A 13378-nucleotide genomic window follows, 5' to 3' on the forward strand; every position below is an offset into this window, starting at 1 on the left:
CCATCAGGCTGTCTTGGTCTCGTGAACCTCACGCGGGGCGAGCACCGGGTTCGGGCGTACGACGAGGTTGAACACGTCGGAGAGCCCGTGCGGAGCGTAGACGCGCCACCGGCCGGTCGGCTTCAGGCGCACCCCCAGGCAGCAGGTGGTCGCGGCGAAGCAGTCGATGGCCGATTCCGTGGACGTGCACCGCGTCCTCGGCCTCCCACGACAGGTCGCCGTCATCGAAGTAGAAGACGTCGTAGTCCTTGATCCCGCTGGTGGGGGGCTGCCCGTGACGACGTTCCATACGGTCTGGAACAGGCACCCCGCTGTCAGGTAACAGTCGGGCAGCGCCAGCGACGCCGTCCGGTCGAGTACGTCGAGCAGCACCTCGTTGGAGGAGAGAACAGACTTCAGGGCGGCGAGCTGTTCGTCCAGCGGGAGGCGGCTGATCACCGCATGACCGCCACTGGTCACGGAGGGAGTTCGCCGCGGGTGGGGAGGCCTTGCCAGGAGCTGTGGCTCGCGACGGCGAAGGCGGCCACCGAGATGCCGCGCTTGAGGCGGTCCGCCGGGTGCAGCCCGTCCAGGATCGCGCTGAGATAGCCCGCGACGAACGCGCCGCCGACCTCGGCGGGTTCGACCGCGGTCACCGGGGCGGCCTGGGTGTCGTAGCGCAGGCCGTCGACGGTGGCGCTGGCTCCCTTGGCGCCCCGCGTCACCACCAGTTCTGGCCCGGACGCGAGCACGGACTCCACGAGCATGAGCTCGTCCTGCGTCGCGAAGAGCACGTCGGCCGAGGCGGCGAGTTCGGTGAGCCCCTGACGGGCCTCCTCGGCGCTCTCCCACAGGTTCGCGCGGTGGTTGACGTCCACCGAGACGAGCACCCCGGCGTCCCTGGCGAGCTTGACGGCGTGGTGGACGGCGCTCCACGCGAGGCCGCTCAGGCCGAGGGTGACGCCGGTGACGTGCAGGATCCGCGCCGACTGCACCGCCTCACCGGGCACGTCGCCGGTCGACAGATGCGAACCGGCCGAGCCCTCCCGGTAGTGCACCGCGTGCGACGAACGGCCGATGCGCCGCTGACGCAGGATCAGCCCGGTCGCCGCCGTCTCGTCCACCCGTACGTGGGAGACGTCCACACCCTCGCCGCGCAGGACGGTCAGCGTGCGGCTGCCCAGCTCGTCGCCGCTGACCCGGCCCAGCCAGCTCACCGTGTGGCCGAGCCGGGCCAGGCCGACCGCCGTCGTCAGCTCCGGCCCTTCCACGTCGAGGCGGATGGTCGTGTCATGCCGGAGCCGGTCGCCGGAGACGACGCCCAATGCCTCTCCGAGCGTGAAAACCTCGGTCATGCCGTGTATCCGCGGGGTTGCACCCGGAAAGCATGACAGACCTCGATCCGCCCGGGGAAGGCCCCGCTCAGGCGCCGAAGGCGTCCACGGCGGCCTGGCAGAAGGCCTTGAGGTCGTCCGGCTTCCGGCTGGTCACCAGCGTGTTCGGGCCGCCCGTGCAGACCATGACCTCCTGGTCCACCCAGGTCGCTCCCGCGTTGCGCAGGTCCGTCTGGAGGCTGGGCCACGAGGTGAGCGTGCGCCCGCGCACCACGTCGGCCTCCACGAGAGTCCACGGCGCGTGGCAGATCGCCGCGACCGGCTTGCCCGCGTCGAAGAACTCCTTGACGAACCGTACGGCCTCCGGGCGCATCCGCAGGAAGTCGGGATTGGCGACCCCGCCGGGCAGGACCAGCCCGTCGAAGTCCGCGGCGGAGACGTCTGCGGCCACGGTGTCCACCGGGAAGACGCCGGCCTTGTCGAGGTGGTTGAACGCCTGGATCTCCCCGGGCTCCACCGAGACCAGCCTCGGCGTGCCACCCGCCTGCTCGACGGCCTTCCACGGCTCGGTGAGCTCGACCTGCTCGACCCCCTCCGGGGCGACGAGGAATGCGATCGTCTTGCCCTGGATCATCGTTGCTCCCCTCTTTTGCTCGTTCTTGACGTCGCGTGCCCCGCCCGCCGCGATCTATGCCGTCTCCTGGGTAGGGGAAGGGCATGGCCGTGCTGGTGGGGACATCCGGGTGGCAGTACGCCGACTGGCGCGACCTCGTGTACGGCGGCGTGCCCCAGAGGCTGTGGCTGGAGAGCTACGGCGAGATCTTCGCCACGGTCGAGAACAACAACGCCTTCTACCGGCTGCCGAAGCGGGAGACGTTCGAGTCGTGGCGGGAGCGCACGCCGCCCGACTTCGTCATGGCGGTCAAGGCCAGCCGCTTCCTGACGCACATCAAGCGCCTGAAGGACCCGGAGGAGCCGGTCGAGCGGCTGATGGGCGTGGCCGAGGGCCTCGGCCCGAAGCTGGGGCCCATCCTGCTGCAGCTGCCGCCGACCCTTCAGGTGGACGCCGGGCGGCTGCGGGCCTGCCTGGCCCGGTTTCCGCGTGCCGTACGGGTCGCGGTCGAGCCGCGGCACGCCTCGTGGTGGACCGACGAGATCCGCGCCCTGCTGACCGAGTTCGGGGCCGCGTTGTGCTGGGCGGACCGTCTCGGCCGGCCGGCCGGGCCCCTGTGGCGTACGGCCGGCTGGGTTTACCTGCGCTTCCACGAGGGTGGGGCCGAGCCCTGGCCCAGCTACGGCCGGCGTGCGCTGCACAGCTGGGTCGATCGCCTGGGCGAGGCGACGGACGCCTACGTCTACTTCAACAACGATCCCGGCGGCGCCGCCGTACGCAACGCGATCACCTTCGCGGAGCTGGCGCGCGCGCAGGGGCGGGACGTCGGCAGGGTCCAGGCCCCTGAGAGGTCACACGAGCGGCCGGTCGCCGGGGCCCGCCCGTCGCAGCCGGTCAGGTCGTGACCGGCGCCCGCGGGCCGGGCGCCGGAACGGCCCGCGGGCGAATTCACTACGAGATCAGACGACATCCGGATCAGGCGCGGCGGTCGTCGGCCGCGTGGCGCCCGCCCGCCACCAGCTGGTCGGGGGACGACTGCTGGGCGGGTACGGAGAGGCGGTTGTGCGGCGCGGTGTCACGCCCGGCCCTGTCCGCAGCCCTGTTTTCGGCCCTGTTCGCGGCCCTGTTCTGGGCCCTGTTCTGGGCACGGTCGTCGACGCCGTCGCGGTCCCGGTCGACCTTCGGGTACTGCTTGGTGACGGGCTCGGCGGCCGGGGCGGTCGTCGAGGCGGTCGCCGGGGTGGTCGCGGTCGTCTCCAGGCGGCGCTCCAGGTCGCGCTTCTCGGCCTCCAGGCGGGACACGCGGTCCCGCTCCGCGAGGCGCGCCTCACGCTGCCGGCGGCGCTTCACGGCGGCACGGCGCATGCCGCCGGTGATGAGCAGCAGACCGGCGACGAAGACGGCGGCGGTCACGACGCCGGCGATGAACAGCTCGAACGGGCTGAGGTTGAACGTACGGTCCAGAACCGTGATCGGCAGGGTGTTCGCGGTGTCGTTCACCGACACCTCGATCACAGCGGCCGCCGCGATCAGGACCAGAAGCAGGCCCAATAAGACCATCTGCCCTCACTCCAGTGCGGTTGCGATTCGTTGACGCCCTCCGACTGCCCAGGAGAACGCGGATCATGTGCCGCGGGTCACACCACCGTCAAGGCAAAGAATGCGCGTTAACACTCCGGTTACAAACGGGCAAAAGCTACGAAATGCCAAAGCGGCACTGTTGGGCGTGGCGGACGAACGCCAGGCCGCCTCGTTCGAAAGGGATCGACGTGACCTACAAGGCCGAGTACATCTGGATCGACGGCACGGAGCCGACCGCGAAGCTCCGCTCCAAGACCAAGGTCCTTGCCGACGGTGCCGAGCCGCCGCTGTGGGGCTTCGACGGATCCAGCACCAACCAGGCCACCGGTCACTCCTCCGACCTGGTGCTCAAGCCGGTGTTCACCTGCCCCGATCCTATCCGGGGCGGCGACAACGTGCTGGTCCTGTGCGAGGTCCTGCACACGGACATGACGCCGCACGCCACCAACACCCGCTCCACGCTCGCCGAGGTGGCCGAGCGGTTCGCCGACCAGGAGTCGTGGTTCGGCATCGAGCAGGAGTACACCTTCTTCAAGGACAGCCGCCCGCTCGGCTTCCCGCTGGGTGGTTTCCCCGCTCCGCAGGGCGGCTACTACTGCGGTGTCGGCGCCGACGAGGTGTTCGGCCGTGACATCGTCGAGCTGCACCTCGACCGCTGCCTGGCCGCCGGCCTGAAGATCTCCGGCATCAACGCCGAGGTCATGCCCGGCCAGTGGGAGTTCCAGGTCGGCCCCGCCGGCCCGCTGGAGGTCTCCGACCACATGTGGGTCGCCCGCTGGCTGCTCTACCGCACCGCCGAGGAGTTCGACGTGGCCGCCACGCTCGACCCCAAGCCGGTGAAGGGCGACTGGAACGGCGCCGGCGCGCACACCAACTTCTCCACGAAGGCGATGCGCGAGGGCTACGAGCCGATCATCACCGCCTGCCAGGCCCTGGGCGACAACGCCATGGAGCACGTCAAGAACTACGGCCACGGCATCGAGGACCGCCTCACCGGCCACCACGAGACCGCCCGCTGGGACAAGTTCAGCTACGGCGTCTCCGACCGCGGCGCCTCGGTCCGCATCCCGTGGCAGGTCGAAGTGGACAAGAAGGGCTACATCGAGGACCGGCGCCCCAACGCCAACGTCGACCCCTACGTCGTCACCCGTCTGATCGTCGACACCTGCTGCACCGCTCTGGAGAAGGCCGGCCAGGTCTGATCGGCAGGTCTGATCGGCAGGTCTGATCGACTCCACGAGGCACTGACGGTTCCCCCGTCCCCGTACGGCTCCCGCGTCCCGGCGCGGGAGCCGTACGCGTTGGCGGCGGCTGTACGGTGGCCGCTGTGTCACACCAGCCGGAACCCGTCGTCATCGGTCACCGGGGCGCCAGCGCCCTGCGGCCCGAGCACACGCTGCCGTCGTACGAGACGGCGATCGCGCTCGGGGCCGACTACATCGAGCCCGACCTGGTCTCCACGAAGGACCACGTCCTGGTGGCCCGCCACGAGAACGAGATCTCGGGGACCACCGACGTGGCGAGCCGTCCCGAGTTCGCCGATCGCCGCACCACCAAGACCATCGACGGGGTGGCGGTCACCGGCTGGTTCACCGAGGACTTCACGCTGGCCGAGCTGCGCACGCTGCGGGCCGTCGAGCGCATCCCCGATCTGCGCCCCGGCAACGCCGCCTTCGACGGCCTGGCTCCGATCCCGACGTTCGACGAGGTCGTGGAGCTGGCACGGCGGCACGGCGTGGGCGTGTATCCGGAGACCAAGCACCCCACCTACTTCTCCTCCATCGGCCTGCCGCTGGAGGAGCCGCTGCTCGAGGTGCTGGGCCGGCACGACCCGGCCTTCATCCAGTCGTTCGAGGCGGCCAACCTGCGCGAGCTGCGGAGGAGGACCCCGCTGCCGCTGATCCAGCTGATCGGCGGTTCCGGTGCGGCGTACGACCGGATGGTCACGCCCGAGGGGCTCGAGGAGATCGCGTCGTACGCGGACGGCATCGGCGTGGCGACCTCGCGGGTCGTCCCGGCGGGCCCCGGCGGCCGCCTCCTCGCACCCACGACGCTGGTGCGCGACGCTCGCCGGGCCGGGCTCGTCGTGCACGTGTGGACCGTCCGCGACGAGAACGCCCACCTCCCGGCCGACTTCCGGCTCGGCGACCCGGCCGGCCCGGCGTACGCGCGGGCGACGGGAGACGTGATGGGCTGGCTGGCGATGCTCTACGACCTCGGCGTGGACGGCGTCTTCGCCGACAATCCCGGCACGGCCCGGGCCGTGCTCTCGGGGCGTTCCCGGCGGATCGCCGCAAGTTGACAATGATTTTCATTTGCGGGACATTTGGAAGGGATGTTTCCCCTGATACCGACTTGAGGAATCGTCGTGCTCTCGCCACTTGCCCGTACGCTCTCGTCCGCCGCGCTGCTGGTGCTGTTCGCAGCCGCGTGCGGCGGCGCGCAGAAGCCTTCTGATTCCTCCGATCCCGCCCTGGGACCGGCACAGCCGTTGAAGGTGGTGGCGACCACCACGCAGGTGGCCGATTTTGCCCGCAACGTCGGCGGCGACCGGATCACGGTCCACCAGCTGCTGAAGCCCAACGTCGATCCCCACGACTACGAGCCGTCCCCAGCCGACATGCGGGCCATCGGCGAGGCCGACGTGCTCGTCAAGAACGGCGTGGGCCTGGAGAAGTGGCTGGATGAGACCATCTCGGCCGCCGGCTTCGACGGGACCGTCGTCGACGCCTCCCGGGGCGTCCAGATCCGCATGGGCTCCGGGGAGGGGCACGAGGAGGGACACGGGGAGGAGGGGCACGATCACGACGAGTCCGAGGGCGACCCGCATATCTGGCACAACCCGCTCAACGTCAAGACGATGGTCGCCACGATCGAGACCGCCTTCGCCGCCGCCGATCCGCCCGACGCCGCGGTCTACCAGGCCAACCGGGTGGCGTACGACGCGAAGCTGGACGCGCTCGACGCCGATATCGCGAGGAAGATCGAGTCCGTGCCCCCCGACCGGCGCAAGCTCGTGACCAACCACGACGCCTTCGGTTACTACCTCGACCGATACAAGCTGACGTTCGTCGGGTCGATCATTCCGAGCTTCGACACCTCCGCGGAGCTGTCGGCCAAGCAGGTGTCCGATCTCGTCGCCGAGATCAGGACGACCGGGGTGACGGCCATCTTCTCGGAGGCGTCGCTGCCGCCCAAGACGGCTGAGGCGATCGGCCGCGAGGCCGGGGTGACGGTCGTGGCGGGCGAGGACGCGCTGTACGGCGACTCGCTCGGCCCCGAGGGCTCGGCCGGTGCGACCTACCTCCAGATGGAGGAGCACAATACGGACACCATTGTCAACGCGTTGAGGGGGACCGCCGCATGAGCGAGCGCACGCCCACCCTGGTGCTCGACCGGGCGAGCGTGGCCTACGGCGACGTCCCGGTTCTCGAGGAACTGCACGGCGTCGTCCACGAGGGCGAGGCCGTCGCGCTGATCGGCCCGAACGGCGCCGGCAAGTCGACGTTCATCAAGGCGTTGCTCGGCCTGGTGCCGGTCGTGCGCGGCCGGATCGAGGTGCTGGGCGGGCCCCCGGCGCAGGCCCGCCGCGACGTCGCCTACGTGCCGCAGGCCGACACGCTCGACCCCGACTTCCCGGTGTCGGTCGAGCAGGTGGTGATGATGGGCCGCTACCGGCGGATCGGCTGGCTGCGCCGCGCCTCCGCCGGCGACCGGGCCGAGGTGGCCGACGCCCTGGAGCGGGTCGGGCTGGCCGGGCGGGCCCGCGACCGGTTCGGCACGCTGTCGGGCGGGCAGCGCCAGCGGGTGCTGCTGGCCCGCGCCATCGCCGCCAAGCCGCGGATGCTGCTGCTCGACGAGCCGTTCAACGGCGTCGACGCGGTCAGCCAGCACGCGCTGCTGGAGGCGATCGGCTCGCTGAAGGAGCAGGGCGCCTCCGTCGTCGTCAGCACCCACGACCTCGCCATCGCGCACCTGGCCTGCGACGAGGTGTGCCTGCTCAACCACCACCAGTTCGGCTTCGGCCCGACCGGCGACGTGCTGACGCCCGAGCGGCTGCGCGCGACGTACGGCGGGCACGCGCTCGAACTGCGCGGCGATCGTGTCATCGTGACCCAGACATGATGTTCTTCGAGCCGTTCCAGCTGCCCTTCATGGCGCGCGCGCTGGTCGAACTGGTCCTCCTCGGCGCACTCGCGGGCACGGTCGGCGTGCTGGTGCTGCTGCGCCGGCTCGCCTTCGTCAGCGACACCCTGACGCACACCGTCTTCCCCGGGGTGGTCATCGGCCACCTCATGGCCGGGGACGGCGGCATCTTCTGGGGAGCGCTGGCGGCCGGGGTCGTCACAGCCGTCCTGCTCACGCTGCTCACCCACCGCCGCAGGGTGAGCGAGGACGCCGCGCTCGCCATGCTGCTGACCACGTTGTTCGCGGTCGGCGTCGTGGTGGTGTCGCGGCAGACGGGCTTCACCTCCGATCTCACCGCGTTCCTGTTCGGGCGGGTGCTGACGGTCACCGAGACGCAGCTCGCGCAGACCGCCGTCGTGACGGTCGTGGTCGTGGCGCTGCTGGCGGTGCTGCGGCGGCCGCTGCTGCTGCGGGCCTTCGACCCCGAGGGCGCCCGCGCGGCCGGGGTGCGTGTCGGCCTGCTCGATCTCGTGCTGAACGTCGCGGTCGCGCTGGTCGTCGTGGCCGCCGTGAAGGCGGTCGGCACGATCCTCGTCATCGCGCTGCTCATCGTGCCGGCCGCGGCGGCGCGTGGCCTGTCGGACCGGCTCGTGGTCATCGTGCCGCTGGCCTGCCTGGTCGGCGCGTCCGCCGGGTGGCTCGGGCTCGTCGTGAGCTACGAGGCCTCGGTCGGATACGGCGTCAGGCTCGCCTCCGGCGCGACCGTGGTGCTGGTCCTGGTCGCGATGTACGGCCTGGCCCACGTCGCCGGGTTCGTCCGCAGGAAGGTCGGCCTGAGCCGCGCCCGCAGCGCGGTAGTGGAGAGTGCGGCATGAGCGAGCGGAGCGAGCGAATCGATAAACACAGCGCTCTTTGCGAATGCAACCCCGAGCCGTCAGGCGAGGGGGTGGCATGAGCTGGCTGGACTCCACGGTGCACCGGGCCCTCGTCGAGGCCGTGCTGGTCGGCGCGCTCGGCGGCGTCGTCGGGGTGTTCGTGATCGCGCGGCGGCTGCCGTTCTTCACGATGGCCCTCACGCACGCGACGTTCCCCGGCATCGTGATCGCCGCCCTGCTCGGGGTGAACCTCTACCTCGGCGGCGGGCTGTTCGGGCTGCTGGTGGTCGCCGCCGTCCTCGCGTTCGGCCGGGGCCGCGGGCAGGACTTCAGCACGGCCACCGGCATCGCGCTGTCGGGCGGCTTCGCGCTCGGTGTGGTGCTGGTGTCGGCGCAGGACGGCTTCACCAAGGACCTGGCGGCCTACACGGTGGGCGACGTCCTCGCCGTCGGCACGGGCGACCTGGTGGCGACCGCCGCCGTCGCCGTGGGCGTGCTGCTCCTGCTCGCCCTGGTGGGCAAGGAACTGCTGCTCGCGGCGTTCGACCCGGTGGGGGCGGCGGCCCTCGGGCTGCCCACCGTGCTGCTGGACTTCGCGCTGCTCGCGGTCGTCGAGGTGACCGTCGTCGCCACCGTGCCCGCGCTGGGGACGATCCTCGCCGTGGCGCTGATCGTGGGCCCGGCCGCGACGGCCCGCCTGCTCACCGACAGGCTCGCGCCGCTGTTCCCGATCGCCGCCGCGATCGGGGTCGGCTGCGCGCTGGCGGGCGTGTGGGTCTCCACACGGTGGAACGTCGCGACCGGGGCCTCCATCGCCCTGTTCGTGGGACTGGTCTTCGGGGCGGTCTTCCTCGGCACCGCCGTACGCGGCCGGGTCAGGCGGGCCGTGGCGAGGAGAGTGGCCGTCAGGGCGTGAGCAACACCTTGATCGCGCCGTCCTCCTTCTTCTGGAAGATCTCGTAGCCGTGCGGGGCCTGGTCGAGCGGCAGGCGGTGGGTCGCCAGGTCCTCGACCCCCAGGGGGTCGCCGTCGCCGGTCACGAGCGGCATGAGGTCGTCGATCCACCGCTTGACGTGGGCCTGGCCCATCCTCAGTGTGATGCCCTTGTCGAACATCCGCAGCATCGGCATGGGGTCGGTCATCCCGCCGTACACGCCGCTGATCGAGATCGTTCCGCCGCGCCGTACGGTCTCGATGGCGTCCTGCAGCGCGGCGAGCCGGTCGAGCCCGGCGCGGGTCATCATGGCGGCGGCGGCCTTGTCGGGCAGCATGCCGGTGACCGTCTGCGCGAACTTGCCCACGGTGTAGCCGTGCGCCTCCATGCCGACGGCGTCGATGACCGAGTCGGTGCCCCGGCCCCCGGTCATCGACCGGATCGCCTCGGGCACGTCGTCGGCGTCGTTCCCGTCGACCACCTCGATGCCGTGCCGCCGGGCCATCTCCAGGCGTTCGGGGACGATGTCCACGCCGATCACGCGATAGCCGCGGTGGCGGGCGATGCGGGCCGACATCTGCCCGATCGGGCCGAGGCCGAAGACGGTGACGCTGCCGCCGTCGGGCACCTCGGCCCACTCGACGGCCTGCCAGGAGGTGGGCAGCACGTCGGAGAGGTAGACGAACCGCTCGTCCGGCGGCCCCTCCGGCACCTTGATCGGCCCGAACTGCGCCTGCGGGACGCGCAGGTATTCCGCCTGGCCGCCGGGCACCTCGCCGTACAGCTTCGTGTAGCCGAAGAGCGCGGCGCCGGTGTCGTACTCACGGACCTGGGTGGTCTCACACTGGGCGAACAACGCGCGGTCGCACATGTGGCAGTGGCCGCACGAGATGTTGAACGGGATCACGACGCGGTCGCCGGGGCGGATGTGGGTGACCTCCGCGCCGACCTCCTCGACGATGCCCATCGGCTCGTGGCCGAGGATGTCGCCCTCGCCGATGAACGGGCCGAGCACCTCGTACAGGTGCAGGTCGGAGCCGCAGATCGCGGTTGTGGTGACCCGGATGATCGCGTCGGTGGGTTCCTTGATGGCCGGGTCGGGGACGTCCTCCACCCGTACGTCGCGCTTGCCGTGCCAGGTAAGTGCCTTCATGATTCCCCCTCCAAAAGGGCCGGGGTGTCGCGATCGTTCCCGTATGCCCTACTTCTGGTGGGAGAAACGGTTCCCTCTCGATCAGAGGTGCAGCACGCTGCCCTGCTCGTCCACCTGGTCGGCGCCGTCGTCGTCGAACCACACCCCGCCCGTCGCGAGGTAGCGGAACCGGTGCGCGCCCGGCGGGAGGATCACCGAAACGGTGCGGGTGCCGTTCCTGCGCCGCAGGAGTTCGTGACGGCCGGGCAGCCAGTCGTTGAAATCGCCCACCACGCTGACCGTCCCCGAGGGCTCGTCAACGGGCAGGGTGAAGGTGACTCGGGTCTTCTGCCCGAACAGCCTGGTGCGCTTGAGCATGCCGCATAGCCTGGCGTATGGCGCCTAAAGGAAGAAACCAGTACACGTAGGACGTAACACAATATTCACGGCCTTTTCAGGGCGCGTGCCCGACCCCGCAGAGGAACCAGGTGGGCAGGTGACGGCGGGCCTGCCGGGCGAGCAGGTTCTCGTCGTCGGGCCGCCAGTCGTCGAGCGGGACCAGGCCAGGTTCGATGAGCTCGAAGCCGCCGAACAGCTCGTGGATCTGCTCGCGGCCGCGCAGGGTGATGCCGCTGCTGGCCTGCCGGTAGACGGCCGCCCCCTCGCGGGCGTCGCCGGCCCGTTCCTCGTCGGTGACGTGGGACAGCACGAGGTGACTCCCGGGGGCGACGGACTCCCTGATGCGGGCCACGAGCTCGGCCGGCTTGTCGTCGTCGGGGAGGAAATGCAGCACGGCCACGAGCAGGACCGCGACCGGCTCGGAGAGGTCGATCAGCGCCCGCAGCTCCGGGTCGGCCAGGATCTCCTCGGGCCGCCGCAGATCCCCCTGCACGGTCACGGTGGCGGCGGCGGACCCCGACAGCAGGGCCCGGGAGTGCGCGAGCACGACCGGGTCGTTGTCCACGTACGCCACCCGCACGCCGGGGTCGAGTTCGTGCGCCACCTCGTGCACGCTGCCCGCGGTCGGCAGCCCGGTGCCGATGTCCACGAACTGCCGGATCCCGGCCTCGGCCACCAGGTGGCGTACGGCCCGGCGCAGGAAGGCCCGGTTGCGGCGGGCCAGCGAGGGGGCCTCGGGCGCGACCCGTAGAACCCGCTCCGCGGCCTCCCGGTCGGCCGCGAAGTTGTCCTTTCCGCCCAGGAAGTAGTTGTACATGCGCGCGGGATTGGGGACGCGAGCGTCTATACCGGGTGGCGGCGCGTCATCGGCCACGCAACATCTCCTCACTCACAGCAGTAAAGAGGACTTGCTGCGAGCATAAGGGCCGCCCGGGAGAAACCCAACGAAGAACGCCATAACTCTGTGACCCCATCTGCCCCACCTTCGGGCCGCCGGATTTCCGTTCGCCGCTACCAGGAACACCAGAGGCAGCGGCAGGAGGACGGCCCACAGCCGGTGGGCCACCGGCCACTGCGGGTCGTCCTGCAGCGGCCACAGCCACAGTTTGGCGGTCAGGAACAGCGTCAGCGCGAGCAGCGTGAACTGGGCCGCCGCGCCCGCGAGGGCCACCGAGCGGCCGTGCCGGGGCCGCAGGCGTACGGCGACGGCGGCCCCGGACAGCCCGGTGAGCACGCAGGTGGCGGCCTCCAGCGCCAGGTCCCCGGCGAGCAGCCCGGCCCTCTGGGGCAGGAAGGCGACGATCAGCGCGAGGGTCGTCCCCCAGGCCGCGACAGAACCACGGCGTCGCAGCTCACCACGGCGCCGCGAGTGAGGGCGACGGCGACGATCACGGCGGCGGACGTCAGCCAGGCCCGGGCGAGCGGTGCCCAGTCGACGGCCCGGAGCATCGGGCGGACGAGGATCAGTGCCGTACGGATCATGAGCAGTCCTTCCTGTCGTCGAGATCGGGGGTGATGCCGAGCAGCGGGAGCGCCTGCTCGACCGTGGTCTTCGGGTCCATGAGCGTCGTCCAGTGGGCCCACACCCGCGACCGGGCGTCCGGGCGCGTGACCAGCCGCTCGGCGTACCGGAATAGGCGCTCGGCGGCGGGCAGCTCGGAGTCCTTCGTCTGCGCCCAGGACGAGGCGGCGGTGCGCACCGGCCCGGCCTGGCCGCCCAGCCAGAGGGCGACGAGCGTGCGCGCCCGCCCCCATTCGGCGCATCCGGGGCTGCCCTCTGTGAAGCCGAAGCCGCTCGCGCCGTACACCGGGTCGGTGACCGACACGAACCAGTAGTCGGGGTCCGGGAGACCGGCGACACGGGCGGCCACCTGACCGGCGAGCCAGACCTCCGACGCCGCCGCGGTCCCGTGCCTGCCCCACCGCGACGACCAGCCCGGCCAGCGCAGCGATCGAGCGCCGGGGACGCAGGCCGTAGCGGGCCATCCCCAGGGCGGCGACCAGCGGGATCAGCGCGAGGAGGTAGACGAGGTGGGCCGCCGAGGGCCGAGGATTGATCTCCACGGGCAGGTCGTGGTGCAGGATCACCGGGAGCAGTGCCGCCCACGAGCCGCCCGACCTGGACAGCTCCACGGGCGCCGCGACCGCGAAGAGCACGACGGGCCCGGTGGCCGGCCCGGGGAGCCACCGGTCTGCCGTGGCGCCGCTCCCGGTTGACGGCGAGGTTCGCCGCCAGCAGCGCGCCCGCCCCCACCAGCAGGTAGCCGTACGCGGTGTCGATCGTCACCTCGGGCCAGGCGGGCGCGCGGGACCAGGTCTGCCACACGCGCAGCGCCACCATGAGCACCGCGGCTCCCCAGACCAGCGGGCTGCGCAGCAACCGGACGGCCTCGAATCGCGCGA

General features: G+C 71.3%; 16 protein-coding genes and 1 pseudogene. 7 read left to right on the forward strand and 10 right to left on the reverse strand.

Translation table 11 applies throughout. From position 1 onward, the window contains the following. Window positions 1-3: 3 nt before the first annotated feature. From ACQPZZ_RS04675 to ACQPZZ_RS04685, 3 genes and pseudogenes are all read right to left on the reverse strand, one after another. Window positions 4-459: pseudogene (locus ACQPZZ_RS04675) on the reverse strand (nucleotidyltransferase family protein). Next, complete coding sequence (locus tag ACQPZZ_RS04680; protein ID WP_432929275.1) at window positions 456-1334, reverse strand: sugar kinase; 879 nt, start codon at window positions 1332-1334, stop codon at window positions 456-458. Before ACQPZZ_RS04680 ends, ACQPZZ_RS04675 begins: the two are co-directional and overlap by 4 nt. A 67-nt stretch (window positions 1335-1401) precedes the next feature. After that, window positions 1402-1947 (reverse strand): type 1 glutamine amidotransferase domain-containing protein, encoded by a 546-nt coding sequence (locus ACQPZZ_RS04685; RefSeq protein ID WP_432929277.1) that lies wholly within the window; start codon window positions 1945-1947, stop codon window positions 1402-1404. A gap of 83 nt (window positions 1948-2030) precedes the next feature. On the opposite strand from ACQPZZ_RS04685, the gene ACQPZZ_RS04690 reads away from it, so the two are divergent. Further along, window positions 2031-2831 carry a DUF72 domain-containing protein gene (locus tag ACQPZZ_RS04690; RefSeq protein WP_432929279.1) on the forward strand — a complete coding sequence of 267 codons (801 nt, stop codon included), beginning with the start codon at window positions 2031-2033 and terminating at the stop codon, window positions 2829-2831. Between the two features lie 70 nt (window positions 2832-2901). Here ACQPZZ_RS04690 and ACQPZZ_RS04695 read toward each other — a convergent pair whose 3' ends face one another. Then, window positions 2902-3486: a hypothetical protein gene (locus ACQPZZ_RS04695; RefSeq protein WP_432929281.1), complete on the reverse strand. Its 585-nt coding sequence runs from the start codon at window positions 3484-3486 to the stop codon at window positions 2902-2904. A gap of 209 nt (window positions 3487-3695) precedes the next feature. Here ACQPZZ_RS04695 and glnII point away from each other — a divergent pair, with 209 nt between their 5' ends. The 6 genes from glnII to ACQPZZ_RS04725 all read left to right on the forward strand — a co-directional run bounded on the left by glnII (window position 3696) and on the right by ACQPZZ_RS04725 (window position 9426). After that, complete coding sequence (glnII, locus tag ACQPZZ_RS04700) at window positions 3696-4709, forward strand: glutamine synthetase (protein WP_432929283.1); 1014 nt, start codon at window positions 3696-3698, stop codon at window positions 4707-4709. Between the two features lie 125 nt (window positions 4710-4834). After that, window positions 4835-5809 carry a glycerophosphodiester phosphodiesterase gene (locus tag ACQPZZ_RS04705; protein ID WP_432929286.1) on the forward strand — a complete coding sequence of 325 codons (975 nt, stop codon included), beginning with the start codon at window positions 4835-4837 and terminating at the stop codon, window positions 5807-5809. A 66-nt stretch (window positions 5810-5875) separates the two neighbouring features. Then, complete coding sequence (locus tag ACQPZZ_RS04710; protein WP_432929288.1) at window positions 5876-6874, forward strand: metal ABC transporter substrate-binding protein; 999 nt, start codon at window positions 5876-5878, stop codon at window positions 6872-6874. Beyond that, window positions 6871-7632 carry a metal ABC transporter ATP-binding protein gene (locus ACQPZZ_RS04715; protein WP_432929290.1) on the forward strand — a complete coding sequence of 254 codons (762 nt, stop codon included), beginning with the start codon at window positions 6871-6873 and terminating at the stop codon, window positions 7630-7632. Before ACQPZZ_RS04710 ends, ACQPZZ_RS04715 begins: the two co-directional genes overlap by 4 nt. Next, window positions 7629-8510, forward strand: a complete 882-nt coding sequence (locus tag ACQPZZ_RS04720; protein WP_432929292.1) for a metal ABC transporter permease — start codon at window positions 7629-7631, stop codon at window positions 8508-8510. Before ACQPZZ_RS04715 ends, ACQPZZ_RS04720 begins: the two co-directional genes overlap by 4 nt. A gap of 76 nt (window positions 8511-8586) precedes the next feature. Beyond that, entirely contained in the window at window positions 8587-9426 is an 840-nt protein-coding gene (locus ACQPZZ_RS04725; RefSeq protein WP_432929294.1) for a metal ABC transporter permease, read from the forward strand. On the opposite strand, the gene ACQPZZ_RS04730 is transcribed toward ACQPZZ_RS04725, so the two are convergent. The 6 genes from ACQPZZ_RS04730 to ACQPZZ_RS04755 all read right to left on the reverse strand — a co-directional run bounded on the left by ACQPZZ_RS04730 (window position 9416) and on the right by ACQPZZ_RS04755 (window position 12846). After that, complete coding sequence (locus tag ACQPZZ_RS04730; protein WP_432929296.1) at window positions 9416-10597, reverse strand: zinc-dependent alcohol dehydrogenase; 1182 nt, start codon at window positions 10595-10597, stop codon at window positions 9416-9418. The genes ACQPZZ_RS04725 and ACQPZZ_RS04730 overlap by 11 nt on opposite strands. Before the next feature lie 81 nt (window positions 10598-10678). Continuing rightward, a complete protein-coding gene (locus tag ACQPZZ_RS04735; RefSeq protein WP_363645793.1) occupies window positions 10679-10954 on the reverse strand; it encodes an isoamylase early set domain-containing protein in 276 nt (91 codons plus the stop codon). Window positions 10955-11030: 76 nt separating this feature from the next. Continuing rightward, window positions 11031-11849: an SAM-dependent methyltransferase gene (locus ACQPZZ_RS04740; protein WP_432929298.1), complete on the reverse strand. Its 819-nt coding sequence runs from the start codon at window positions 11847-11849 to the stop codon at window positions 11031-11033. A gap of 15 nt (window positions 11850-11864) precedes the next feature. Then, the gene (locus tag ACQPZZ_RS04745; RefSeq protein ID WP_432929300.1) at window positions 11865-12209 is read right to left on the reverse strand and encodes a hypothetical protein; all 345 of its coding nucleotides are present in this window, start codon (window positions 12207-12209) and stop codon (window positions 11865-11867) included. A gap of 68 nt (window positions 12210-12277) precedes the next feature. Beyond that, window positions 12278-12457 carry a hypothetical protein gene (locus ACQPZZ_RS04750; RefSeq protein ID WP_432929302.1) on the reverse strand — a complete coding sequence of 60 codons (180 nt, stop codon included), beginning with the start codon at window positions 12455-12457 and terminating at the stop codon, window positions 12278-12280. Beyond that, complete coding sequence (locus ACQPZZ_RS04755; protein ID WP_432929304.1) at window positions 12454-12846, reverse strand: hypothetical protein; 393 nt, start codon at window positions 12844-12846, stop codon at window positions 12454-12456. The genes ACQPZZ_RS04750 and ACQPZZ_RS04755 overlap by 4 nt, the downstream gene beginning before the upstream one ends. Between the last annotated feature and the right edge of the window lie 532 nt (window positions 12847-13378).

This window comes from Microbispora sp. CA-135349 (genome assembly GCF_050947365.1).
Taxonomy (GTDB): Bacteria; Actinomycetota; Actinomycetes; order Streptosporangiales; family Streptosporangiaceae; genus Microbispora.